The sequence below is a fragment of the Rhizobium terrae genome (genome assembly GCF_003425685.1).
GTDB classification, from domain to species: domain Bacteria; phylum Pseudomonadota; class Alphaproteobacteria; order Rhizobiales; family Rhizobiaceae; genus Neorhizobium; species Neorhizobium terrae.
Genome location: NZ_QJKM01000002.1, coordinates 335,286 through 358,848, shown reverse-complemented (window position 1 = coordinate 358,848; position 23,563 = coordinate 335,286). Strand labels below are relative to the sequence as shown.

At 62.8% G+C, this 23,563-nt stretch carries 21 protein-coding genes; 14 read left to right on the top strand and 7 right to left on the bottom strand.

From position 1 onward, the window contains the following. Positions 1-18 precede the first annotated feature (18 nt). A complete protein-coding gene (gene groES / locus DMO26_RS04655; protein ID WP_117190844.1) occupies positions 19-315 on the bottom strand; it encodes a co-chaperone GroES in 297 nt (98 codons plus the stop codon). A gap of 492 nt (positions 316-807) precedes the next feature. On the opposite strand from groES, the gene DMO26_RS04650 reads away from it, so the two are divergent. Then, positions 808-1,656, top strand: a complete 849-nt coding sequence (locus tag DMO26_RS04650; RefSeq protein ID WP_117190843.1) for a TIGR01459 family HAD-type hydrolase — start codon at positions 808-810, stop codon at positions 1,654-1,656. 28 nt (positions 1,657-1,684) lie between these two features. Then, positions 1,685-2,665, top strand: coding sequence for a bifunctional riboflavin kinase/FAD synthetase (locus tag DMO26_RS04645; RefSeq protein WP_117190842.1), 981 nt, complete (start codon positions 1,685-1,687; stop codon positions 2,663-2,665). Positions 2,666-2,667: 2 nt separating this feature from the next. Here DMO26_RS04645 and DMO26_RS04640 read toward each other — a convergent pair whose 3' ends face one another. After that, positions 2,668-3,126, bottom strand: coding sequence for a type II toxin-antitoxin system VapC family toxin (locus tag DMO26_RS04640; protein WP_117190841.1), 459 nt, complete (start codon positions 3,124-3,126; stop codon positions 2,668-2,670). Then, positions 3,123-3,395: a type II toxin-antitoxin system Phd/YefM family antitoxin gene (locus DMO26_RS04635; RefSeq protein ID WP_117190840.1), complete on the bottom strand. Its 273-nt coding sequence runs from the start codon at positions 3,393-3,395 to the stop codon at positions 3,123-3,125. The genes DMO26_RS04640 and DMO26_RS04635 overlap by 4 nt, the downstream gene beginning before the upstream one ends. Positions 3,396-3,696: 301 nt before the next feature. Between DMO26_RS04635 and ileS the strand changes: the two genes are divergently transcribed. Further along, the gene (gene ileS, locus DMO26_RS04630) at positions 3,697-6,672 is read left to right on the top strand and encodes an isoleucine--tRNA ligase (protein WP_117191043.1); all 2,976 of its coding nucleotides are present in this window, start codon (positions 3,697-3,699) and stop codon (positions 6,670-6,672) included. Positions 6,673-6,803: 131 nt separating this feature from the next. Continuing rightward, complete coding sequence (locus DMO26_RS04625) at positions 6,804-7,433, top strand: hypothetical protein (RefSeq protein ID WP_117190839.1); 630 nt, start codon at positions 6,804-6,806, stop codon at positions 7,431-7,433. Positions 7,434-7,439: 6 nt separating this feature from the next. Here the strand turns inward: DMO26_RS04625 and DMO26_RS04620 are convergent, their stop codons facing one another. Continuing rightward, entirely contained in the window at positions 7,440-7,895 is a 456-nt protein-coding gene (locus tag DMO26_RS04620; RefSeq protein WP_117190838.1) for a nucleoside deaminase, read from the bottom strand. Positions 7,896-8,044: 149 nt separating this feature from the next. On the opposite strand from DMO26_RS04620, the gene DMO26_RS04615 reads away from it, so the two are divergent. Genes DMO26_RS04615 through DMO26_RS04605 form a run of 3 tightly spaced genes read left to right on the top strand, consistent with a single transcriptional unit; the run spans position 8,045 to position 11,455 of the window. After that, positions 8,045-10,000: a pseudouridine synthase gene (locus tag DMO26_RS04615; protein ID WP_162894709.1), complete on the top strand. Its 1,956-nt coding sequence runs from the start codon at positions 8,045-8,047 to the stop codon at positions 9,998-10,000. A 6-nt stretch (positions 10,001-10,006) separates the two neighbouring features. After that, positions 10,007-10,567 carry a 16S rRNA (guanine(966)-N(2))-methyltransferase RsmD gene (gene rsmD, locus DMO26_RS04610; protein ID WP_117190837.1) on the top strand — a complete coding sequence of 187 codons (561 nt, stop codon included), beginning with the start codon at positions 10,007-10,009 and terminating at the stop codon, positions 10,565-10,567. A 9-nt stretch (positions 10,568-10,576) separates the two neighbouring features. Next, positions 10,577-11,455: a patatin-like phospholipase family protein gene (locus DMO26_RS04605; protein WP_117190836.1), complete on the top strand. Its 879-nt coding sequence runs from the start codon at positions 10,577-10,579 to the stop codon at positions 11,453-11,455. A gap of 164 nt (positions 11,456-11,619) precedes the next feature. Here DMO26_RS04605 and DMO26_RS04600 read toward each other — a convergent pair whose 3' ends face one another. Further along, positions 11,620-13,422 carry a monovalent cation:proton antiporter-2 (CPA2) family protein gene (locus tag DMO26_RS04600; protein ID WP_117190835.1) on the bottom strand — a complete coding sequence of 601 codons (1,803 nt, stop codon included), beginning with the start codon at positions 13,420-13,422 and terminating at the stop codon, positions 11,620-11,622. Positions 13,423-13,535: 113 nt separating this feature from the next. Between DMO26_RS04600 and DMO26_RS04595 the strand changes: the two genes are divergently transcribed. The 6 genes from DMO26_RS04595 (at position 13,536) to lpxK (ending at position 19,366) form a co-directional block, all read left to right on the top strand. Next, complete coding sequence (locus DMO26_RS04595; protein ID WP_117190834.1) at positions 13,536-14,882, top strand: TldD/PmbA family protein; 1,347 nt, start codon at positions 13,536-13,538, stop codon at positions 14,880-14,882. A 5-nt stretch (positions 14,883-14,887) separates the two neighbouring features. Further along, positions 14,888-15,682, top strand: a complete 795-nt coding sequence (locus DMO26_RS04590; RefSeq protein WP_117190833.1) for a 3'(2'),5'-bisphosphate nucleotidase CysQ — start codon at positions 14,888-14,890, stop codon at positions 15,680-15,682. Between the two features lie 74 nt (positions 15,683-15,756). After that, entirely contained in the window at positions 15,757-15,999 is a 243-nt protein-coding gene (locus DMO26_RS04585; RefSeq protein WP_117190832.1) for a DUF4170 domain-containing protein, read from the top strand. 171 nt (positions 16,000-16,170) lie between these two features. After that, complete coding sequence (gene waaA, locus DMO26_RS04580; protein ID WP_117190831.1) at positions 16,171-17,490, top strand: lipid IV(A) 3-deoxy-D-manno-octulosonic acid transferase; 1,320 nt, start codon at positions 16,171-16,173, stop codon at positions 17,488-17,490. Continuing rightward, positions 17,487-18,215, top strand: a complete 729-nt coding sequence (locus DMO26_RS04575; protein WP_117190830.1) for an HAD family hydrolase — start codon at positions 17,487-17,489, stop codon at positions 18,213-18,215. The genes waaA and DMO26_RS04575 overlap by 4 nt, the downstream gene beginning before the upstream one ends. Positions 18,216-18,319: 104 nt before the next feature. Then, positions 18,320-19,366 carry a tetraacyldisaccharide 4'-kinase gene (gene lpxK, locus DMO26_RS04570; protein ID WP_117191042.1) on the top strand — a complete coding sequence of 349 codons (1,047 nt, stop codon included), beginning with the start codon at positions 18,320-18,322 and terminating at the stop codon, positions 19,364-19,366. Here the strand turns inward: lpxK and DMO26_RS04565 are convergent. Further along, positions 19,363-19,596, bottom strand: coding sequence for a DUF2093 domain-containing protein (locus tag DMO26_RS04565; RefSeq protein WP_117190829.1), 234 nt, complete (start codon positions 19,594-19,596; stop codon positions 19,363-19,365). The two genes, lpxK and DMO26_RS04565, sit on opposite strands and share 4 nt — an antisense overlap. A 65-nt stretch (positions 19,597-19,661) precedes the next feature. Further along, positions 19,662-21,482 carry a DNA mismatch repair endonuclease MutL gene (mutL, locus tag DMO26_RS04560; RefSeq protein ID WP_117190828.1) on the bottom strand — a complete coding sequence of 607 codons (1,821 nt, stop codon included), beginning with the start codon at positions 21,480-21,482 and terminating at the stop codon, positions 19,662-19,664. A 377-nt stretch (positions 21,483-21,859) separates the two neighbouring features. Between mutL and DMO26_RS04555 the strand changes: the two genes are divergently transcribed. Further along, complete coding sequence (locus DMO26_RS04555) at positions 21,860-23,545, top strand: response regulator (protein WP_117190827.1); 1,686 nt, start codon at positions 21,860-21,862, stop codon at positions 23,543-23,545. Positions 23,546-23,563: the final 18 nt, after the last annotated feature.

Sequence of the window (23,563 nt, the reverse complement as noted above, 5' to 3'; positions counted from 1 at the left end):
AAAGCAACCGGCCGAGGATCAGCCGATGATGCCCATGATGTCGGATTCCTTCATGATCAGAAGGTCTTCGCCGTTGAGCTTGACTTCAGTGCCGGACCACTTGCCGAACAGAACGCGGTCGCCGGCCTTGACGTCGAGAGCGGTGATGTTGCCCTTGTCGTCACGAGCGCCGGAGCCGACGGCGACGACTTCGCCTTCTTGCGGCTTTTCCTTGGCGGTGTCCGGAATGATGATACCGCCCTTGGTCTTTTCTTCAGACTCGACGCGGCGAACAACGACGCGATCGTGCAGGGGGCGGAAATTGGTGCTTGCCATTGTCTTATCCCTCGATCAAATGACATTGACGGATCTGCGGACCCGTATCGGGTGTGTTAGCACTCATCTCCCGAGAGTGCTAACGAGCGTCGAAATAAGGGTGGCCAGCGGTGGAGTCAAGAACGACCGCAAAATTTTAAAGGACCGCCCGTCGAACCCTGTACAATATGCTTAACGACACACGGATGACCGGACGACGCCCGGCATAACGAATTGGCACGATGGTCGGGCGGATCGGGGCCGCGAGCTTTGAAGGCCTGACGACTGACCGGCATGATGCACCGAAGTTTGATGGAAGAAAGGCGCGGCTCTCGGGAAGCCTCTTTTCCGCATATGCGTTTCCCGTGATCACAAATCCCGCTAGCCGCGGCCATTGGTCGTCCCGCCGCCTGTGACGGGACTGTGAAATCTCCCTGCGGTCCCCGCAAATCTCCTTGCCATAACGTGCAGGCTTTGCGACATCAGCGCCAGTTTGAAATCAGGCGGACAGGCATGGCGAAGCGTATCCAGAACTTGAGCGAAGTGATCGGCAATTACGACGTTGTCCTGTCGGATGTCTGGGGCGTTGTGCACAATGGCGTCGAGGCCTTTCAGCGCTCGTGCATGGCGCTTGCGGCCGCCCGGGAAGCCGGCGCGACGGTCGTGCTGATTACCAATTCGCCGCGTCCGGCCCCCGGCGTCATCCAGCAGATGCGTGCGCTCGGCGTTGCAGACGCAACCTATGACCGGATCGTCACATCCGGTGATGTGACCCGGCATCTGATCGTCGATGGTCCGAAGAACGTCTTCTTGATCGGCCCCGAGCGCGATCTCAACCTGTTCGACGGTCTCGGCGTCAACGTGGTTTCCGCCGATGCCGCGGATTGCATTGTCTGCACCGGTTTCTTCGACGACGAGAAAGAGGTGCCGGAAGATTATACCGACATGCTGACCGCATTCGCCGGGCGCGGCGTGCCGCTGATCTGCGCCAACCCCGACCTCGTGGTCGAACGCGGCCACAAGATCATCCCCTGCGCCGGCGCGGTCGCCGCCTATTACGAGGAGCTCGGCGGCAAGACCCGTGTCGCCGGCAAGCCGCACCGGCCGATCTATGAGGCGACGCTGGAAGCGGCCCGCGAAGTGCGCGGCGATTTTCCGATGAGCCGGGTTCTTGCGGTCGGCGACGGCATGCCGACCGACGTGCGCGGCGCACTCGCATACGGGCTCGACCTGCTCTATATCAGCGGGGGCATCCATGTGGCGGAATATACCGTCAACGGCCAGACCGACGAGGCGATCCTCAACGCCTGGCTGAAGCGGGAAAATGCTGCGCCGAAATACTGGATGCCGCGCCTCGCCTGAATTTCGGGCCTAGTTGGAATTGGACGGAATGACGGTTTTTCACCGGAACGAAAAGAAGGAGCCGCTGCCCGAGGCGCTGAAGGGCGGCGTGATCGCCATCGGTAATTTCGACGGCGTGCATCGCGGCCACCGCAGCGTGCTGGAGCGGGCGCTGATGCTCGCCGAAGAGCGTGGCGTGCCGGCCCTGGTGCTGACCTTCGAACCGCATCCGCGCACCGTCTTCAAGCCGGATGCACCGGTCTTCCGTCTGACGCCGGCACCCCTGAAGGCCCGGCTTCTGGAGGCGATGGGCTTCCGTTCGGTGATCGAATACCCGTTCACGCGGGAATTCGCGACACGTTCGGCGGAAGAGTTCATCCAGACGATCCTGGTCGACTGGCTCGGCGCCAGCGCTGTCGTCACCGGTTTCGATTTCCATTTCGGCAAGGGCAGGGAAGGCGGGCCGGCCTTCCTCATGGCGTCCGGCGCAAGGCACGGTTTCGACGTCTCGTTGATGGACGCCTTCCGTGACGAGAATGCCGAGGTGATCTCATCGAGCCGCATTCGAGACCTGTTGGCAGAAGGCGACGTTGCGGGCGCCGCCGGCCTGCTCGGTTATCGTTACACGGTCGAGGCGGAGGTGATCGGCGGCGAAAAGCTCGGCCGTCAGCTCGGCTTCCCGACCGCCAACATGCAGCTGCCCCCCGAAGCCGAACTGAAGGCGGGCATCTACGCCGTCCGCTTCCGCCGCCCCGACGGCACACTTTTTGATGGGGTAGCGAGCTACGGCCGCCGCCCGACGGTGACGGAAAATGGCGCTCCGCTGCTCGAAACCTACGTCTTCGATTTTTCCGGCAACCTTTATGGCGAAACCTCCTCGGTCTCCTTTTTCGGCCACCTGCGTGACGAGCTGAAGTTCGACGGGTTGGACGCACTGGTAGCGCAGATTAGGCGCGACGAGGAAGAGGCGAGGGGGCTGCTTTCGGGCGTGCGGCCGCTTGGAGAACTGGACGCGAAGATCGCGTTTTGACGTTAGCGGCGGCTGAGAGGAAACCGCTCCGGGTCGTCATTCCATGGATCGAAGACCGCTGCGCCGAATGCGCGAGTATCTTTGATGTTGCGCGTAACCAGATAAAGATCATGCTCGACGGCCGTTGCCGCCAGGAGCGTATCGATGACCGGTGGCGCATGGCCTGTTGATAGCTTCATCCTCCCCGACATTGCGCCCCATCCGCGAACGATCGGATTACTGACGGACAGGATACGGCCCGAAAACCGGTCTTCCAGCGCATCGCGGGCTGCTGCATAACGATAGCGGTTTTTGTCGTCCGGCGGCAGATTCTCGATCCCTTTGTCATACTCCGCCAGCGTGAGAATGCTGATGTAAAAGCGCCCCTCATCTTGCTCAGCGACCCATCGTTTGACGGACGGCGCGCCCTTAGGATTGATCAGTGCGGAAATGACGTTGGTATCGAGCAGCCAGCCGATCACAGCTCGATATCCCGGCCCCGGTCCTGTTCCCTTTCAAGCTCCAATGCATCGAGCCCGAGGCCTTCCATGAATTCGACGAAGGTTTTTTTTGGAATGGGTTTCGTCAGCTTTTCAAGCTCTTCCGTGCTGATGACCACCACGCTGTCACGGCCGCGAACCGTCACCCGCTGTGGGCCTTCGCTGCGGGCGCGGCGCACCACTTCGCTGAAGCGCGCCTTGGCATCCTCCAGTTTCCAACTATTGTGCCGAGATGTTGGCTTGCCGAGCATGAAAAATCTCCGACTGGTCAGATAGTCAGATATACTTTCAATCAGACTGAAAGTCGAGATGCATCATCTTGGTTTTGCCCCTTCCTTTCCTCCTCAAAAAACCGTAATAACCGCCACCATGAAAAAATTCCGGCTGGTCCAGATCATTCGAATTATCGGCCCGGCCTTCCGCGCGCTGTAAGAGCGGCCGGAGGGTCCGGGTTTTTGGCGCTTGTTGAAGCGTCTCCGCCACCGAATTTTCATCGACACGCGCCTGATTTCCACGGCGCCAGAAACGATTGCTCTATCCATGACCGACACAGTGACTGAAATGGGCGAAAAGCTCGACTATTCGAAGACCCTCTATCTGCCCGAAACCGATTTCCCGATGCGCGCCGGCCTGCCGCAGAAGGAGCCGGAACTGGTTGCGCGCTGGCAGCAGATGGACCTTTACAGACAACTGCGTGCCTCCGCCGCCGGCCGCGAAAAATTCGTCCTGCACGACGGCCCTCCCTATGCCAACGGCAACATCCATATCGGCCACGCGCTGAACAAGATCCTGAAGGACGTCATCACCCGCTCGTTCCAGATGCGCGGTTACGACTCGAACTACGTTCCGGGCTGGGACTGCCACGGTCTGCCGATCGAGTGGAAGATCGAAGAGGAGAACTACCGCTCCAAGGGCAAGCAGAAGCCCGACCTGAAACAGCCTGCGGCAATGATCGAGTTCCGCAAGGAATGCCGCGCCTATGCGGAAAAGTGGATCAAGATCCAGGCCGAAGAATTCAAGCGCCTCGGCATCGTCGGCGATTTCGACAATCCGTATCTGACGATGAATTTCCATGCGGAAAGCCGTATTGCCGGAGAGCTCCTGAAGATCGCCATGAGCGGCCAACTCTACCGCGGCTCCAAGCCGATCATGTGGTCAGTCGTCGAGCGGACTGCGCTGGCGGAAGCGGAGGTCGAGTATCATGATTATGAGAGCGACACGATCTGGGTGAAGTTTCCGATCCAGCCTCATGACCCAACGAAGATGTGGCATGACAAGGAGAAAAATCAGCCGGTAGCAGTTCCGACGTCGTTCGCAGAGCTGGCCGGCGCCTATGTTGTGATCTGGACGACTACCCCTTGGACTATTCCCGGAAACCGTGCGATCGCGTTCTCCCCAAAGGTCGCCTATGGTCTTTATGCTGTCACAGCCGCTGAAAACGATTTTGGCCCGCGTCCAGGCGAGAGGTTGATTTTTGCCGACGCGTTAGCAGAAGAGTCGGCTACCAAGGCAAAGCTTACCTTCAATCGCTTACGAGACGTCTCGGCTGAAGAACTTGGCGCTATCATCGCCGCTCATCCCCTCAGGGGCTTCGGCGGCGGCTACGACTTTCCCGTCCCGCTCCTCGCCGGCGACCATGTCACCGACGACGCCGGCACCGGCTTCGTCCACACCGCTCCCTCCCACGGCCGCGAAGACTTCGAGGCCTGGATGTCCAGCGTCAAGGAACTCGAAGCCCGCGGCATCGACACAAAAATCCCGTTCCCGGTCGATGACAGTGGCACCTACACTGCCGATGCCCCCGGTTTCGAGGGTGCCCGCGTCATGGACGACTCGGGCAAGAAGGGCGATGCCAACGATCGCGTCATCAAGGCGCTGATCGAGCGCAACATGCTCTTCGCCCGCGGACGCCTGAAGCACCAGTATCCGCATAGCTGGCGGTCGAAGAAGCCGATCATCTTCCGCAATACGCCGCAATGGTTCGTCTACATGGACAAGGACCTTGCGGACGGTACGACGCTGCGCACCCGCGCCCTGAAGGCGATCGACGACACCCGTTTCGTGCCCGCAGCCGGCCAGAACCGCCTGCGCGCCATGATCGAGCAGCGCCCGGATTGGGTCCTGTCCCGCCAGCGCGCCTGGGGCGTGCCGATCTGCGTCTTCGTCGATGAAGAAGGTGACGTCCTGAAGGATCCGGCCGTCAACCAGCGCATCCTTGATGCCTTCGATGCCGAAGGCGCCGACGCCTGGTTCGCCGAAGGCGCCAAGGAGCGGTTCCTCGGCAACGAGCATGACGGCTCCAGGTGGACGCAGGTCATGGACATCCTCGACGTCTGGTTCGATTCGGGGAGCACCCACACCTTCACGCTGGAGGATCGCCCGGACCTGAAATGGCCGGCCGATGTCTATCTGGAAGGCTCCGACCAGCATCGCGGCTGGTTCCATTCCTCGCTGCTCGAATCCGCCGCCACCCGCGGCCGCGCGCCTTATGACACGGTCGTCACCCATGGCTTCACCATGGACGAGAAGGGCCAGAAGATGTCGAAGTCGCTCGGCAATGTCGTGGCGCCGCAGGACGTCATGAAGGATGCCGGCGCCGATATCCTCCGTCTCTGGGTCATGACGACGGACTATTGGGAGGACCAGCGCCTCGGCAAGACGATCATCCAGACCAACGTCGATGCGTATCGCAAGCTCAGGAACACGATCCGCTGGATGCTCGGCACGCTCGCCCATGACGACGGCGAGGAGATCGTTTATGCCGAGCTTCCGGAACTCGAAAAGCTGATGCTGCATCGCTTGGCCGAGCTCGACAAGCTCGTCCGCGAGAGCTACGACGCGTTCGAATTCAAGAAGATCGCCCGCGCACTGATCGATTTCTGCAATATCGAACTGTCGGCCTTCTATTTCGATATCCGCAAGGATGCGCTTTATTGCGATGCGCCGTCGTCGCTGCGCCGCCGCGCGGCTCTCGCCGTCATCCGCAGGATCTTCGATTGCACGGTCACCTGGCTTGCGCCGATGCTGCCGTTCACCACCGAAGAGGCCTGGCTGTCGCGCAATCCGGCGGCTGTTTCGGTGCATCTCGAACAGTTCCCGGCGGTTCCGGCCGAATGGAAGAACGAGGCGCTTGCCGAAAAATGGGTGAAGATCCGCAAGGTCCGGTCGGTGGTTACCGGCGCGCTCGAAATCGAGCGCAAGGACAAGCGTATCGGTTCATCGCTGGAGGCGGCGCCTGTCGTGTATGTAGCGGATGCCGAACTGCTGAAAGCTCTGGAAGGCCAGGACTTCGAAGAGACCTGCATCACCTCGGGTATCGCCATCGTCAGTAGCGAAGGGCCGGATGGCGCCTTCCGCCTGGCGGACGTGCCGGGCGTCGCGGTGGATCCGAAGCTTGCCGAAGGCACGAAGTGCGCCCGGTCGTGGCGGGTGACGAGCGATGTGGGCTCCGATCCGGCCTATCCGGACGTCTCGGCCCGTGATGCGGCAGCGCTTCGCGAGCTCGCCGCTCTCGGCCGGCTTGGCTGATCCGAAAATTGTCGGATGATTGCGCTTTGGCCGATCATCCGGTAAAACTGCCTGAAATTGGCCGGATTTTTCCGCCAGCAGGGGTGTGATTGTGTCTGAGGCGTCGGGACGGCGCCGCTGGAAGGGTTTTGATGAAAGCGACATCTGCGTTTCGTGTCGGCATGGGCCTGGCCGGTATCCTTGTCTCGACAGCGACCCTTTCGGGCTGCATCGGCGGGCCTACCTACGGAACCGACAAGACGGCGATGGAGCAGCTGACCGACGATCTGGGGGCTGCCGTGACGCTCGGTTCGGCGCGGGATGAAGCCAACAGAAGCGTGAAATATAATCCGCGGCCCTCGCTGGTCGTCGCAAAGAACCAGGCTGCTTCCCTGCCGGAACCGCAGCAGTCGCTGGCAAACCGCGAGAGCAACCCGAACTGGGTCGAATCTCCGGAAGAAACCCGCAAGCGTCTGCGCGAAGAGGCGACAGCCCGCGAAAAGGATCCGACCTACCGTTCGCCGCTGCTCGCCGGCAACGGCCAGGCCGGCCAGATGACGGAAACGGAAAGATGGGAAGCCTTCCGCAAGGCCAAGCAGGATGCCGAAACCGTCGATGTCAGCGCCCGTCGCCGTTCGCTCTCCGAGCCGCCGGCTGCCTATCGTGCGGCCGATGCCGCCGCGCTCAACGATCTCGGCGAGCCTGAATCCCAGAAGGAAAAGCGCCGCAAGAAAGAAGCTGCCGACGCAAAGAAGTCCAGCGACTGGTGGAAGCTCTTCTAAGGCGGCCTAATTCTCTCTTTTGGATTTGAAGAAGCCGGTGAGCAGGGCGGCGGCATCGCTTTCGCCGATGCCCGAATAAACTTCAGGCGCGTGATGACAGGTCGGCTGGCTGAAGAACCGCACGCCGTTGTCCACCCCGCCGCCTTTCGGATCTTCCGCGCCGTAATAGAGGCGGCGGATACGCGCGAACGAGATCGCCGCCGCGCACATGGTGCAGGGCTCGAGCGTCACGTAGAGATCGGCGCCGGAAAGCCGCTCCTGCCCGAGCAGGGCGGAAGCCTGGCGGATGACGGCGATTTCGGCATGTGCGGTGACGTCGTTATCGGCGCGGGTGCGGTTTCCGGATCGGGAGACGATCGTGTTGCCGACCACCAGCACGGCGCCGACGGGAACCTCGCCGCGCGCCGCCGCCTCCCTGGCTTCGGCAAGGGCGGCATCCATGAACCGGTCGGCGTTAGGCATTTCGGCGATTTCCTCTTAACCCGGATCGCGTGAACTGATAGGAAGCATTCCAACTGGTTGCCCGTGGGCGGGCATGAATCCATCTCGGTCAACACGAACAAGAATGTCCGGATCGCTCCGTTAGACATCACGCTTCAGGCAAACAACAAATGAATTCCAAAGACAAGCCGAAGCGCGGCGAAGGCAGGACCTTCGTTCGCGAAACCAAACCCCGGTCCGACGCGAAGTCGGCGCCGAAGGCCGGAGCCGCCGGCAAGGCGGGTTTTTCCGCCAAGGCCGGACTCGGCCCGAAGAGCTCCCCCGCCAAGGCTGGTGCTGAAAAGGCAGCCAGGCCCGCCCGCAAGCTGCCGCCTGCGCCTGCGACGATGGAAGCGGACGGCAAGCCGGAGCGCATTTCCAAGATCCTGGCGCGTGTCGGCGTCGCCTCGCGCCGCGACATCGAGCGGATGATCATGGAAGGCCGCGTCAGCCTCAACGGCAAGGTTCTCGATACGCCGGTCGTCAACGTCACCTTTGCCGACAATATCGAAGTGGACGGCGTGCCCGTCCGCGGGCCCGAACGCACGAGGCTCTGGCTCTATCACAAGCCGGCCGGTCTGGTGACGACGAATTCCGATCCGGAAGGCCGCCCGACCGTATTCGAAAACCTGCCAGAAGGCCTGCCGCGCGTGCTGTCGATTGGCCGCCTCGATATCAATACCGAAGGCCTGCTGCTGCTCACCAACGACGGCGGCCTGTCGCGCGTTCTGGAACTGCCGACCACCGGCTGGCTGCGCCGCTACCGCGTCCGCGCCCATGGCGAGGTCGATCAGGCGGCGCTCGATAGGCTGAAAGAAGGCATTGCCGTGGACGGCGTGCTCTATGGTGCGATCGATGCGACGCTCGACCGCACCCAGGGGCACAATGCCTGGATCACCATGGGGCTGCGCGAAGGCAAGAACCGCGAGATCAAGAACGTGCTCGGTGCGCTCGGCCTCGAGGTCAACCGCCTGATCCGCATCTCCTATGGCCCGTTCCAGCTCGGCGACCTGCCGGAAGGCGAGGTGGTCGAGGTGCGCGGCCGCATGCTGCGCGACCAGCTCGGACCCCGCCTGATCGAAGAGGCGAAGGCCAATTTCGACGCGCCGATCTATCACGACGCGGCTGGCGACGAGGACGAAAAACCGCCGCGGACGTCGCGGCAGGACTGGGCTCCCCAGCCTGAACAGCAAAAATCCGACAAGCCGAGAACCGAAAAGTTTGCAAAAGCCGGAGACCGGCGCGAAGCGGCGCTGGGAAGGCTGGATACCAGGCGCGACGACCGGAAATTCTCAGACAAGCCGCGTGGTATGAAGCCCTTCGGAGGCCACGGCCAGGATGAGGAGGACCGGCCGAAGAAGCGTTTGCCGATGGGCACAAGCCGGACCGCCAATGTCTGGATGGCGCCGGGCGCCCGCCCGACCGCCGACGGTAAGGCGACGAAATCTTCGGCAAGGGCGCAGGCTGAGCAGCTTTTCAAAAAACCGGTGCCGGAAAACGACCGCCGCGTCGTGGTCAAGCGCGCCGAGGAAGACAGCGATTGGATCCGCGCCGACGAGCCGGCCAAGTCCGACAGAGGTGATTTCGGCGGCAAGCGCTCGTTTGGTGATCGTCCGCCGCGTGGCGACCGTTCCTTCGGCGACCGCCCGGCCCGTGATCGTTCCTTCGGCGACCGTCCATCCGGTGACAGGCCTAGAGGCGAACGCAGCTTCGGTGACAAGCCGCGTGGGGACCGTCCATTCGGCGATCGCAAACCGCGCGAGGATGGCGAACGTCCGGCAAGGTCATCTTCGGCAGGCGAGGGACGTTCCGAACGTTCCCGTGGCGAACGCTCGTTCGGCGACCGGCCGGCCCGGGAGGACCGTTCCGGCGGAGGCAAGCCGTCTGGTGGAAAGCCGGGCGGCAAGTCCTTTGGCGGCAAGTCCTTTGGCGGCAAGCCGGGCAGCGGCAAGCCTGGCGGCGGAAAGGCCGGTTTTGGCGGCAAGCCATCCGCCGGGCGCGGCAAACCGGCCGGCGGCGGCAAACCGGGCGGTCGTCCGGCGGGCGGTGGAAGGCCGGCCGGCAAGCCGCGCAGCCCCAGAGGGTGACGGACAGTGCGGATCGTCGGCGGTGAATTCCGCGGCCGGACCCTGGCCACGCCCAAGTCGAACGACATCCGGCCGACCATCGACCGGACGCGCGAAAGCCTGTTCAACATCATCGGCCATGTCTATCCGCAGGCGCTGGATGGCGCCCGCGTGATTGACCTCTTCGCCGGCACCGGTGCCGTCGGGCTGGAAGCCGTCTCACGAGGCTGCAGGCAGGCGCTTTTCGTCGAGAACGGCGTCGAAGGGCGCAGCCTGCTGTGGGAAAACATCGATAGTCTCGGCCTGCACGGCCGGACGCGGATCCTTCGCCGCGATGCCACCAAGCTCGGCCCGGCCAACAATATCGAACCCTTCCATTTCCTGTTTGCCGATCCGCCATATGGCCAGGGGCTTGGCGAAGGGGCGCTGCTTGCGGCGCATGCGGGCGGCTGGCTGACACCCGGAGCCCTTGCCATTCTGGAGGAACGGGCCGACATACACCCGGCCGTCGATCCGGTCTTCAAGCCGCTTGAGAGCCGCATCTTCGGCGATACCCGCATGGATTTCTTCCGCTATCAGCCGGCGTGAGACGAGAGCATGAACACGAAGCTTGCCTTTCCCGATCTTGAGAACGCAAAAAGCGCCAGCGGCCTCACCTTTGCGGTCGCTTTCGGTGGTGGCGGCGCCAGGGGTATTTCGCATATCCAGATCATCGAGGCGCTCGACGAACTCGGCATCCGGCCGGTGGCGATCTCCGGCTCCTCGATCGGCGCGATTATCGGCGCCGGCATGGCATCGGGTATGAGCGGTCGGGAGATCCGAAAATACGCCCTGGAAACCGTCGGCCACCGGGGCACGCTGATCAACAAGCTGTGGGGCCTCGGCCCCGCGACCATGCGCGACAAGCTCGGCGGCTTCCGCTTCGGCCACTTCAATCTCGAACTCATTCTCGATGCCTTCCTGCCGCCGCAGGTGCCCGAGGATTTCGACGAACTCGAGATTCCGATGAAGATTTCCGCGACCGATTATTACGGCCAGGCCGAAGTCATTCTCGAACAGGGAGAGCTGAGGACGGCAATCGCCGCGTCCGCGGCCATCCCCGGCCTGTTCATGCCGGTCCGGGTCAACGGCCGGGTCATGATCGACGGCGGCGTCTTCAATCCGGTGCCCTACGAGCAGCTGATGGACCTCGCCGACGTGGTGATCGGGGTCGACGTGGTCGGCGCACCGGAAGGCGATGGAACCCATGCGCCGAGCCGCATCGACAGCCTGTTCGGAGCAAGCCAGCTCACCATGCAGGCGAGCATTTCGCTGAAGCTGAAGCTCAATCCTCCGCATATCTTCCTGCGGCCCTCGGTCAACCGCTTCCGCGTGCTGGACTTCCTGAAGGCCCGCGACATCCTGGAGGAGTCCGAGGGGGTCAAGGACGAGTTGAAGCGTGCCGTCGATGCGCTGCATGAGGTGGCCAAGGCCTGAGGCAAAACCGCCCTATGCCGCGTCGGATTTCGTTGGCCTGCCGAAAGATCGCGGCCGATCCCAGACGGTTGGCGCCTTCAGGAATAGGCGAAGGACGAGCTTTACAAAACGATCGTCGCGATGGTCGGCCGGAAAAGACGCTGAAACCTGACCGGCGGCCCGTCTCAGCCGTTGCCGAGAGCCTCGGCCTCCTGCTCCTCGATGACGACGGGTCGCTTCGGCTTGATCAGCGGTTCCGGCCGCACCGGGCTGTTGAAGAGCATTTCGCGGCCGGCGCCGAGACCTTGAACGGCCTGGATCTGCAGCCTTTCCTCGTCGCGGTGGCGGATGTCGTTGCCGATCTCTTCGGCCGCACTTTCGCTCATGCCAAGCCCTTCCAACGTGCGGCGGCCAAACAGAAGACCGGATTCCAGCGTCTCGCGCAGTTCGTATTCGACATTGCGGTCGCGCAGCGAGAGCGAGTGGATGCGATCGTAGGAACGCACGAAGAGGCGCACGTCGGGGAATTCGGAGCGGATCAGGTCGACGATGCGATCGGTCGTTTCGCGTTTCTGGGTGGTGACGGCGACGATCTTGGCGCGCTCGATACCCGACGCGATCAGCACGTCGCGGCGGGTTCCATCGCCGAAATAGATGCGGAAACCGAAGCTCGCGGCCTGCCGGATGCGGTCTGCGGAATCATCGATCACGGTCACCTCGCGGCCGCCGGCAAGCAGAATCTGCGCGGCGATCTGGCCGAAGCGCGAAAAGCCGATCATCAGCACGTCGGCGCCGGCGCCGTCGAAATCCTCTTCCAGTTGCTCACGGGTCTCGCCGTTGAGGAACCGCTTGGAAAGTGCCGCGCCGAAGGGCGTGAGCGCCATGGAAAGCGTCACGCCGGCGATCAGCAGCGAGGCGGTGGCAGATGAGAAAAGTCCGGCCGCGGTCGCGGTGGTGAAGAGCACGAAGCCGAATTCGCCGCCCTGCGGCAGGAGGAAGGCGATCCTGACGGCATCATCGTGGGGAGAGCCCCAGAACCGGCAGAGCACGTAGACGATCAGGGCCTTGACCGCCATGAAGATCGGTACGGCCGGCAGGATGAAGAAGAGGTTGTCGACAATGACGTCCACTTCCAGCGATAGGCCGACAGCCATGAAGAACAGCGCCAGCAGAAGCCCGCGGAATGGTTCGATATCGGCTTCGAGTTCGTGCCGATAGGAGGATTCGGCAAGCATCACGCCCGACAGAAAAGCGCCCATCGCCATCGAAAGTCCGACGGCCTGCATCGCCGCCGCCGACCCGAGAACCACCAGCAACGCGGCGGCGATCATCACCTCGCGCGCGCCGGTGCGGGCGATGATCTGGAACATCGGGGTCAATAGATAGCGGCCGGCCAGCACCATGGCACCGACAGCGCCGACCGCCACGGCGAAATCGGCGAGCGGTGTGGCGGCCGTTTCCTTCGTACCCGGCGAAAGAATGGTGATCAGCGCCAGGAGCGGCACGATCGCGAGATCTTGAAAGAGCAGTACGGAGAAGGAGCGCTGGCCGTAATGGCTGTTCATGTCGCCGTCGTCGTTGAGGATCTGCAGGGCGAAAGCCGTCGAGGAGAGCGCCAGGCCGAAGCCCACGACCAGGCTGCCCCGCCAGTCCGCCACGTTGGAAAGATAGGCGAGCGCGGTGATCACGAGGCCGGAGATCGCCACCTGCGCCGGGCCGAGGCCGAAGACGTCGCCGCGCATCTGCCAGAGACGCGATGGCTTCAGTTCGAGACCGATGACGAAAAGCAGAAAGACGACGCCGAATTCCGCAAAATGCAGGACCTCCTCCGTATCGACGATACGCTGCAGGACCGGCCCGATGACGATGCCGGCGGCGAGATAGCCGAGCACCGTGCCGAGCCCGAGCTTCCTGAACAGGGGGGCGGCGACGACCGCCCCCGCAAGCAGAAGAAGCATTTCGGAAAATAGCGAGCCGGGCGTGGTCATGCGAGATTACTTTCGGGTCATGGAATGGGCGGCATTCTCCAAGAATCACAGAGCCGCCCTTGATGCTTCTGACAGTGCACAATAAATGGAGCGATAATGAAAGGCTTGCAATCATGACCACTGAAATCGATTCCGCCGCCCTACTTTCCCGTGCCAGCGAACTGATCGATCTAGCCAAGGCCGCGGGGGCGGATCAGGCGGATGCGGTGGTCGTGCGTTCCCGCTCCCGTTCCGTCAGCGTCCGCCTCGGCAAGGTGGAAGGCACCGAGGCTTCCGAGAGCGACGATTTCTCCCTCCGGGTCTTCATCGGCAGGAAGGTCGCAAGCGTTTCGGCCAATCCGGGCTTCGACATGAAGACGCTGGCCGAGCGTGCCGTCGCCATGGCGAAAGTCTCTCCGGAGGATCCCTTCGCCTGCCTCGCCGACGAGAAGGATCTCGCCGTCTCCTATCCCGATCTCGACCTCTTCGATCCAACCGACGTTCCGACGGACGAACTGCGTACGGCGGCGTTGGAAATGGAGCAGGCAGCGCTGGACGTTAAGGGTATTTCCAACTCCTCCGGTGCCGGTGCATCGGCCGGCATGGGTGGCCTCGTCCTGGTGACCTCGCACGGTTTTTCCGGCAGCTACATGGCGAGCCGTTTCGGCCGCTCCGTCAGCGTCATTGCCGGCGAGGGCACCAAGATGGAGCGCGACTACGATTTCGACAGCCGCCTCTATGCCGCCGATCTCGACGACCCGAAGCTCATCGGCCGCCGCGCGGGCGAGCGGGCGGCAAAGCGCGTCAATCCCCGCCAGGTGAATACGGGCAGCAATGTCACCGTCGTTTTCGATCCACGCATCGCCCGCGGCTTCGTCGGCCATATTGCCGGGGCGATCAACGGTGCTGCCATCGCCCGCAAGACGAGCTTCCTGCGCGACAGGATGGGCCAGCAGGTACTGAAGGCGGGGCTCGACATCACCGACGATCCGATCGTCGTGCGCGGTTCCTCATCGCGCCCCTTCGATGGCGAAGGTGTTCAGGGCGAGCGGATGGTGATGATCGAGGACGGCGTGCTGAAGCACTGGTTCCTGTCCACCTCGACCGCGCGCGAGCTCGGCCTGTCCACCAACGGCCGCGGCGTGCGCGGCGGCACCGCGGTTTCGCCCGCCTCCACCAACCTGGCGCTGGAGCCCGGCGACGTAGCGCCGGACGACCTGATCCGGTCGATCGGCACCGGTTTTTACGTCACCGAATTGATCGGCCAAGGCGTCAACATGATCACCGGCGAATACAGCCGTGGTGCGACCGGCTTCTGGATCGAGAACGGCGAGCTCGCCTTCCCCGTTTCGGAAGTGACGATCGCCTCCAACCTCAAGGACATGTTCATGCGCATCACGCCGGCCAACGACATCGACCGCAAGTTCGGGGTCGCCTCGCCGACGATCGCCATCGAGGGCATGACGCTGGCGGGACGTTGATCCCGATGGACATTCCAAACGAGGATTGGCGAAAGGACTTGGACCTTATCCTGGATGCGGCGCGCCAGGCCGGCGACATCGCCCACGGCTTCTTCGGGGCCTCGCCGGAAGTCTGGTGGAAGAACGAAGGCAGGTCTCCCGTCAGCGCTGCCGATTTCGCGGCCAACGACCGGCTGCAGAGCCTGCTTCTGAAGGCGCGGCCGAATTACGGCTGGCTGTCGGAGGAAACGGACGACGATGCGGCACGCCTTTCTGCCGAAACCCTGTTCGTCATCGATCCCATCGATGGAACGCGCGCCTTTATCAACGGTGAAAAGACTTGGTGCGTCTCGGTTGCAGTGGTGCATCACGGCTCTCCGGTGGCGGGCGTTCTGGTGGCGCCGGCTCTTCGAGAGGAGTTCTGCGCGGTGGCGGGAGGTCCGGCGCTGAGGAACGGCCAGCCCATCGGAGTTACCGGAGACCGAAGCAATGGCGAGCTGGTGATCGCGGCCGACGAGAGCCTCGTCAAGAAGTTCGATCCTGCTTTGCTTGGGGAAGTCCGCCGGGTGCGGCATGTGCCGTCGCTCGCCTATCGGATCGCCATGATCGCCGACGGCCGGATCGACGGGACGGTCGTCAGGCGCAATTCCCATGACTGGGATCTCGCAGCCGCCGACCTGATCCTCGAACGGGCGGGGGGACAACTCGTCGGTCTCGATGGAAGCCGGCTCGTCTACAATCGCGAGAGCGTCAGCCATGAGATGCTGGTCGCCGGCGCCGGACACGCCGTGCGAAGCCTTCTGCCGCAGCTTGCCGGCTGAACATCGGGTTGACCTTTTTCGGAGAATGCCGCAGATGAGGGCCGGGGGATCTGGAACAGACGGACACGAAGAAAATGACGGAAACAGGCGAAAAAAAGCAACTTCTGCACCTGGTCTTCGGCGGCGAGCTGAAGAGCCTCGAAGGTGTCGAGTTCAAGGACCTGTCGAAGCTGGATATCGTCGGTATTTACCCCGATTATGCGAGCGCGCTGGTCGCGTGGCGGGCGAAGGCCCAGCAGACTGTAGATAACGCCGAAATGCGCTACTTCATCGTCCATATGCACCGGCTGCTGGAACCTGAGATGAAGTCGGCTTGAGGCAAGCCCTGACGCTTACATTGCGATCCCAATGCTGGTCCTTGCTGTTGGTTGTGATCCCCGAGGACCCTTTTTTGACGCATTTGTAAAACACAAAAAACTCGGTTACGGATATTCGATCGGAGGGGTTATCACATTGATGGCGGCTATTATGCATCAAGGGCAAACGCGATGAGCAGGGTCTCGGCGCGCGCGGCTCTTCTTGCCTATAGGGTGGCCGGCATCGCCCTTTATCCCCTGGTCGGTTCCTATCTCGCCTACCGCGCCATGAAGGGCAAGGAGGACCGGTCGCGCCGGCTGGAGCGCCTCGGTTTCGCAAGCCTTGCCAGGCCGCGCGGGCCGCTGGTCTGGGTGCATGCCGCAAGCGTCGGCGAGACCATTGCGATCATGCCGATGATCCGCGAACTGCGCCGCCGCGAGATCCATGTTCTGCTCACCACCGGGACAGTCACCTCGGCAGCGCTGGTCCAGTCCCGGCTGGCGGATGAGGTCATCCATCAATATGTGCCCCTCGATGTGAAATTTCCGGTCAAGCGCTTCATCGCCTACTGGAAGCCGGATGCCTGCATCACGGCGGAATCGGAAATCTGGCCGACCACGATTGCCGAACTCGCCCGCCGGCATATCCCGCAGATCCGCGTCAATGCCCGTATTTCCGACCGCTCCTTCGATCGCTGGCACAATCGCCTGTCGATCGCCGAAGCGCTGTTCGGCAGGATGTCCCTGGTGGTCGCCCAGTCCGATCTGGATGCCGAACGGTTCCGCGATCTTGGCGCCTGGCCGGTTATCGTGTCCGGTAACCTGAAAAGCGATACGGACCCCCCGCCTTGCGACGAGGCGGTTCTCGCGGCTTATCGCAGGCAGATCGGCAATCGCTCTACCTGGGCGGCGATCTCCACCTTCGAAGGCGAGGAAAAATCGGTTGCAGCCGTGCATAAGGCGCTGAAGCCGAAGAATGGACAACTCACCATTCTGGTGCCGCGTCATCCGGACCGCGCCGATGCGATCGAGGCCATGTTGAAGGAAGCCGGCCTCACCGTGGCGCGCCGTTCCCGCAAGGATGTCCTGACGCCCGAAACCGACGTTTTTCTGGGGGATTCGATCGGCGAAATGGGGCTCTACCTGCGGCTGACCGAGATCGCCTTCGTCGGCAAATCGCTAGCGAGTGAAGGCGGCCAGAACCCGCTGGAACCGGCCATGCTCGGTTGCGCGGTCCTGTCCGGCCCGCATGTCCAGAATTTCCGGGATGCCTATCAGCATCTGGTGCGCAAGGGCGGTGCCCGCATCGTCAAGGATACCGAGATGCTGGCAAAGGCCGTCCATTACCTGCTGGTCAACGACCTGGCCCGCGTGAAGATGGTCGATGCTGGCCATGACGCTATGGAAGAGATGCGTGGGGCGCTGTCGAAGACGGTCAAGGCGCTTGAACCCTATATCAATCCTTTGACCGTCAGCGCCCGCCTGCAGCCGAAGGCCGCTGTCGCTCGATGAATCCGGAAAAGCTTGCCGGGATCGCCGGTATCCTGTTCGACAAGGACGGAACTCTTCTCCTTTACGACGAAAGCTGGGGACCGGTGAACCGCGAGGCGGCGCGCATCGCCTCCGCCGGCAATCCCGAACTCGAACCGCAATTGCTTTTCTCCGGCGGCATGGACCCCGTCTCCGGTCATACGCGGCCCGACAGCCTGCTCGCCGCCGGCAATGCGGCGGAGATTTCCGCCGGTTTCGTCTCCGCCGGTTCGCCCGTCGAGGTTACCGAACTGACCCGCCTGCTCGACGAACTCTTCGTCCGCGGGGCGGAATTTTCTGTCCCGGTCACCGATTTGGCCGCGCTGTTCGGCAGTCTCAAGGCAAGGGGCTTCAAGCTCGGCATCGCCTCGAGCGACAACGAACGGTCGATCCGCCAGACGGCGATCCGCTTCGGCATCCTGGAGCATGTGGATTTCATCGCCGGTTACGACAGCGGCCATGGCATGAAGCCGGAACCGGGCATGGTGTTCGGCTTCTGCCATGCCGTCGGCCTTGATCCGGCACAGGTCGCCATGGTCGGCGACAACAATCACGATATGCACATGGGCGCCAATGCCGGCGTGGGGCTGAAGATCGCTGTGCTGACCGGCACCGGTTCGCGCGAGACGTTGTCTGCTGCCGCCGATATCTGCCTTGACGACATCACCGGCCTGAAGAGCCTGCTGCCGGAAAAGCCCGGCACCTGAACTTGGCCCGGCTTGAAGGCGCTTTGTTCCAGGGACTTGCCTTTTTTCTGAAACTCGCCTCTTCTTCGCGTCTGTTTCAGATCGGGTCAGCCGGAGATTTGCGTATGGTATCGGAAGCTCCGCCATTCTGGTGGACTAAAGCGGATTGGCGCGCCTGGGGCCTTTCGCCCTTTTCCTTTCTGTATGGAGAGATTGCCGGTCGCCGGATGGCCCGCAGCCATCGCGCCAGCGTGCCGGTGCCGGTTATCTGCGTCGGCAATTTCACCGTCGGGGGCGCCGGCAAGACACCGACGGCGATCGCCCTTGCCCGCGCCGCGAAGGAGAAGGGGCTGAAGCCGGGGTTTCTCAGCCGCGGTTACGGCGGATCAATTGACGTGACGACCGTCGTCGATCCCGCTCATCACCGCGCCGAGGCGGTCGGCGACGAGGCACTGCTCCTCTGCCGTGAGACGCTGACGGTGATTTCGAGGGCACGTGTCGATGGCGCCAGGAAACTGGTCGAGGAAGGCGTCGATGTGATCATCATGGATGACGGGTTCCAGAGCGCACGCCTGACACTCGATTTCGCGCTGGTCGTCATCGACACGGTGCGCGGTATCGGCAACGGCCATCTGGTTCCGGGGGGACCGGTCCGGGCTCCCTTAGCCGAGCAGATGCGCCAGCTTTCGGCTATCCTCAAGGTCGGCAGCGGAACGGCGGCCGACACCCTGGTCCGCCAGGCCGCGCGGGCCGGAAAACAGGTCTATGTCGCGACCCTGAAGCCGCGCCCCAACACGGCGGTGGCGGGCAGGGCGCTACTAGCCTTTGCCGGCATTGCCGATCCGGAGAAATTCTACCGCACGGTCAAGCAGGTCGGCGGGCTGATCATCGGGAAGCGGGCCTTTCCGGATCACCACTATTTCACCGAGGATGAGATTGCCGACCTGTTGGACGACGCAGCCAGGGAAAGCTTGACGCTGGTCACCACCGCCAAGGATGCGGTGAGACTGACGGGCCATCACGGTCGCATGGAGGAACTGGCGGAAGCGGTCAGGGTAGTCGAGGTCGACATGGCGTTCGACGATCCGCAGGCTCCGGGCAAGATCATCGACACGGCGATCGCCAATTTCCGTGAACGCCGCATCAAGGAGGGAGCTGGCCGGAAGACCTAGCCCCGCGTCTGGTTCGGCAGCATGCCGGCCCGTTTGTCTGCCTCCAGCGATGCGGCACAATCGACATAGGGCTCCTGCCGGGCAACGCTCCAGTAGCGCAATTCGTCGACCGGGATCTGGGCCCCGGTCATGGCGCAGACGACATAGGAACCAGGCGTCAGAATCTGGTAGTCGCCATCGAGGTACCGGATCTTAGCCTCCCGGAATCCGCTTCCCTCGAACCGGTTCATCTGTCGTCTCCTGCGGAAAAACATGGGCTTTCTCTAACGCGATTGGGCCGGGATTGCCAGTATTTTCAACTTCTGCCGAACAGCCGCTCGATATCGGAAAGCTTGAGTTCGATATAGGTGGGCCGGCCATGATTGCAGGTGCCGGAACCCGGCGTCGCTTCCATCTCCCTCAGAAGCGCGTTCATCTCCTCGGGCCTCAGCCGTCGGCCGGAGCGCACCGAGCCGTGGCAGGCCATCGTCGCCGCGACATATTCGAGCTTGCCGCGAAGCCCGCTCGCGGTGTTCCACTCCGCGATCTCGTCTGCAAGGTCGCGGACCAAGGAAGCCGCATCCACTTCGCCCAACATGGCCGGGGTCTCGCGTACAGCCACGGCGCCCGGGCCGAAGCGTTCGATGGCGAGGCCGAGCCGGTCGAGTTCCGCGGCATTCGCCATCAGCCGGTCGCAGTCCTCCTCGGCCAGATCAATGATCTCGGGGATCAGCAGGACCTGGCTTGCGAGCCGCTTGTTGTCGAGCGCCTTGCGCATTGCCTCGAAGACCAGGCGTTCGTGAGCTGCGTGCTGATCGACGATGACGAGACCGTCTTCCGTCTGTGCGACGATATAATTCTCGTGAAGCTGCGCACGGGCGGCGCCGAGGCGATAGCGCGGCGCATCGTCCGCAGCGGATCTGGCGATCGGTTCGGCAATCGCCGTGTCGGCCCGGGCAGTCGGCATGGCGAGGGCATCGAAACGGGATTGCACCTGCTCGGCAAAATCGTGGGCGGGCTGGCTAAGGGGCCGGAAAGGCGAGGAGGCAGCGGCCCATGGCGTGCGCGGTGCCGGCTGAAAGGGAGAGTCTGGCGAAAAGCCCGGCCGGAAGGCCCGCATCATGCCGGATGCGCCGGTGGTTGCGGCCCGGTCGCCCTCGCGCTGCAACGCCTCGCGGATCGCCCCGACGATGAGCCCTCGCACGAGGCCCGGATCGCGGAACCGCACATCCGCCTTGGCCGGGTGCACGTTGACGTCCACAAGCGCGGGATCGAGCGTGATCGACAGAACCGCCACCGGATAGCGGCCGGAGGGGATGCTTTCCGCATAGGCGCCGCGCAGGGCGGAGAGGATCAGCTTGTCCTGCACCGGCCGGCCGTTGACGAAGGCATATTGATGCGCCGAGTTGCCGCGATGGAAAGTCGGCACGCCGACGAAGCCGGAAAGCCCGACATCTTCGCGCATCGCGTCGATCTCGATCGCGTTGTCGCGGAAATCGACGCCGAGCACCTGCGCCATGCGGGCGAGATGATCTTCGCCGGTCGCGGGGAACTCCAGCGTCGAGCGGTCGGAGCCCGAAAGCACGAAACGGATTTTCGGAAAGGCGATCGCCATGCGTTTGACGATCTCGGTGATCGCGCCGGCCTCTGCCTTCTCCGTCTTGAGGAACTTGAGGCGGGCGGGCGTGGCGAAGAAGATGTCGCGCACCTCGACGACGGTGCCGGAATTGGCGGGCGCCGGCCGCACACCGGCGGTCTTGCCGCCGATGACGGCGACCTGCGACCCTTGCGTATCGCCTGACCTGCGGCTGGTAATCGTCAGCTTCGCCACGGAGCCGATCGACGGCAGGGCCTCGCCGCGAAAACCGAGGGTGCGGATGTCGTCGAGCGAGGCGGAAATCTTCGAGGTGCAATGCCGCCTGACCGCAAGATCGAGGTCGCCCGCATCCATGCCCCAGCCGTTGTCGGTGATGCGGATCAGGCTCTTGCCGCCGCCGGCGGTGGCGATCTCGATGCGCGTCGCGCCGGCATCGATGGCATTTTCGACCAGTTCCTTGACGGCGCTGGCAGGTCTTTCGATGACCTCGCCGGCGGCGATCTGATTGATGAGCGTCTCGGGCAGTTGTTTGACAGGCATTCCGCCATTTTCCCGGATTCGCCCGGGATGCGCAAGGTGAAGGAAAGCTTCGGGCAACCTCTTCCGTGTCAAATGGAACAGCTTTGAAGTGTGTGCACGGCTGTTCATTAATCCGCCCTTAACATTAAGGGGATATTTTGTTCAACATTGAATTTGCATGAAGCCGGGGAGGGAAGAGCTCCCGCGTGTGATCAGGATGGCGGCCGGCTGGGCACCGCCATGCGAGACCAGATCACCCGTTGAGGACTAGGAGCCAGCATGTTTCCACTCCGACACGACCGAAACTAGAAGGAATAACGCCGACAGGCGAATAATCGGCATTACGGCCCGTTTCCTCAAGATCCGCGGCCGGAAAAGCATACGGGGAGTTTCATCCTATGAATGATTTGTCGTCGGCGGACGCGAACATTCAGACTATCATGCTCGAAGTGATCTCCGAGGGCATCTCTGGCGGCGTGCTTGTCTATGACAAGAATGACTTGATCCTCTTTGCGAGCCAGCAATTGCTCGGCCTCCTGCCGGTGCCCAAGAGCTTTCTCGCTCCGGGCACCCGTCTCAGGGACTTTCTCGGGGCCGCCTACGACGGTGGGGGGCGCTTTTCGGCGGACGGCTCGGGTTCGCGCCGGATGCTCGGCCGCGAGGATTGGATCGCCGATCAGATCGCCATGCTGTGGAAGGAGCGCGCCGACACGCTGGAGCGCCGCGGTACGGATCGCTGGCTGAGCTTCTCCAAGCGACGCCTGCCGTCCGGCTACGGGGTTTGTGTCGTCAGGGACGTCTCGGATCACAAGAAGCGCGAGGAACAGTGGCGCGCGGATATGGAAAGGGTGCAGATCACCGAGGAGGTACTCGACAATCTACCTTTCCCGGTCACCGTCAAGGACAGGAATTTCACCTTCGTGGCAGTCAACAAGGCTGCCTGCCGCTTTCTCGACCTGCCGTTCGATGCGGTTCTCGGCCGCAAGGGCTCGGACATTCATCCGCCCGAACTGGAAGAGAGGCTGGATGGCATCAATCGGCGACTCTTCGAGGCGGGAGAGCCCTTGCAGCTTCCCGAACGGGTGATCAGGCCGGATGGTTCCGAGGTCATCATCATCGCCAACAAATATCGCATCGGAAAGCCGGGCCGATACTATATCGTCACCGCCATGGAGGATATCACGGCGCTTGTCGAGACGGACGGTGAAGACGGGCGGATCGTCTCGCGCCTCAGTCCGGCAGGCCTGGTCTCCTCCACGCTCGGCCGGCACGAACGCCGGCCCCGCAATGAGGCCGAGACTGCCGGAGACCGGATCGCCGGTCGCAAGGTCCTTGTGGTTTCCGGCGACAAGCAGGTGGAAACGGAGGCGCTGAGCCTTCTTGAGGGGCTTTCGCTTGATACGTCATCCGTGTCGAGCATCGAAGAACTGGAACTCTTCCTACAGCTTGCCGACGATTCCGGCATCTGTGTCGATCTTGTCGCGGTGGACGCGGCGATGGACGTTCAATGCCTTGAGATCGCCCGGCGATACGGTATCGCGACATTGACGATCGATGGCGCACGCCTCGGACAGGAACTGGTTCCGCAGATCGCCCGTGTGTTCACTGCGCGTGCACCGGCCGCCGACGCGTCGGTTCGGGAAGCATGGCAGATCGCTCCCGCCGACCTGCGGAGCAAGGCCTCGGAATTATCCGACATCGACATCCTCGTCGCCGAGGACAACGAGGTGAACCAGATCGTCTTCTCGCAGATCCTCGAAGGTCTGGGTTACAGATATGCGATTGCCGCCGATGGCGAGGAAGCGGTCCGGTTGTGGAGCGAGCGTTCTCCCCGTCTCGTCCTCATGGATGTCACGCTTCCGAAGCTGAGTGGCTTCGAGGCCAGCGCCCGGATAAGGGCGCTCGAAACGATCGACAATTCCATTCCGATCATCGGCGTCTTGCCTCAGGCCTTCGACCGCGACCGGGACGAATGTTTTGCCTCGGGAATGAACGACGTGATCCTCAAACCGATCAGCCCGGAAGCTCTTCAAGCCGTATTTCAAATTTATCTGGACATGCCTCCCAGACAGTCGTATGCTTAACCGATTAATCAATCTGTT

What these genes read in the sequence shown, in the direction of transcription:
- DMO26_RS04650 (WP_117190843.1), top strand. Translation starts at nt 808, where the DNA reads ATGGCGAAGCGTATCCAGAACTTGAGCGAAGTGATCGGCAATTACGAC.
- DMO26_RS04635 (WP_117190840.1), bottom strand. Translation starts at nt 3,395, where the DNA reads ATGCTCGGCAAGCCAACATCTCGGCACAATAGTTGGAAACTGGAGGAT.
- DMO26_RS04625 (WP_117190839.1), top strand. Translation starts at nt 6,804, where the DNA reads ATGAAAGCGACATCTGCGTTTCGTGTCGGCATGGGCCTGGCCGGTATC.
- DMO26_RS04615 (WP_162894709.1), top strand. Translation starts at nt 8,045, where the DNA reads ATGAATTCCAAAGACAAGCCGAAGCGCGGCGAAGGCAGGACCTTCGTT.
- DMO26_RS04605 (WP_117190836.1), top strand. Translation starts at nt 10,577, where the DNA reads ATGAACACGAAGCTTGCCTTTCCCGATCTTGAGAACGCAAAAAGCGCC.
- DMO26_RS04555 (WP_117190827.1), top strand. Translation starts at nt 21,860, where the DNA reads ATGAATGATTTGTCGTCGGCGGACGCGAACATTCAGACTATCATGCTC.
- DMO26_RS04585 (WP_117190832.1), top strand. Translation starts at nt 15,757, where the DNA reads ATGACGGAAACAGGCGAAAAAAAGCAACTTCTGCACCTGGTCTTCGGC.
- mutL (WP_117190828.1), bottom strand. Translation starts at nt 21,482, where the DNA reads ATGCCTGTCAAACAACTGCCCGAGACGCTCATCAATCAGATCGCCGCC.
- DMO26_RS04590 (WP_117190833.1), top strand. Translation starts at nt 14,888, where the DNA reads ATGGACATTCCAAACGAGGATTGGCGAAAGGACTTGGACCTTATCCTG.
- waaA (WP_117190831.1), top strand. Translation starts at nt 16,171, where the DNA reads ATGAGCAGGGTCTCGGCGCGCGCGGCTCTTCTTGCCTATAGGGTGGCC.
- DMO26_RS04645 (WP_117190842.1), top strand. Translation starts at nt 1,685, where the DNA reads ATGACGGTTTTTCACCGGAACGAAAAGAAGGAGCCGCTGCCCGAGGCG.
- groES (WP_117190844.1), bottom strand. Translation starts at nt 315, where the DNA reads ATGGCAAGCACCAATTTCCGCCCCCTGCACGATCGCGTCGTTGTTCGC.
- DMO26_RS04565 (WP_117190829.1), bottom strand. Translation starts at nt 19,596, where the DNA reads ATGAACCGGTTCGAGGGAAGCGGATTCCGGGAGGCTAAGATCCGGTAC.
- DMO26_RS04595 (WP_117190834.1), top strand. Translation starts at nt 13,536, where the DNA reads ATGACCACTGAAATCGATTCCGCCGCCCTACTTTCCCGTGCCAGCGAA.
- DMO26_RS04600 (WP_117190835.1), bottom strand. Translation starts at nt 13,422, where the DNA reads ATGACCACGCCCGGCTCGCTATTTTCCGAAATGCTTCTTCTGCTTGCG.
- lpxK (WP_117191042.1), top strand. Translation starts at nt 18,320, where the DNA reads ATGGTATCGGAAGCTCCGCCATTCTGGTGGACTAAAGCGGATTGGCGC.
- DMO26_RS04575 (WP_117190830.1), top strand. Translation starts at nt 17,487, where the DNA reads ATGAATCCGGAAAAGCTTGCCGGGATCGCCGGTATCCTGTTCGACAAG.
- DMO26_RS04620 (WP_117190838.1), bottom strand. Translation starts at nt 7,895, where the DNA reads ATGCCTAACGCCGACCGGTTCATGGATGCCGCCCTTGCCGAAGCCAGG.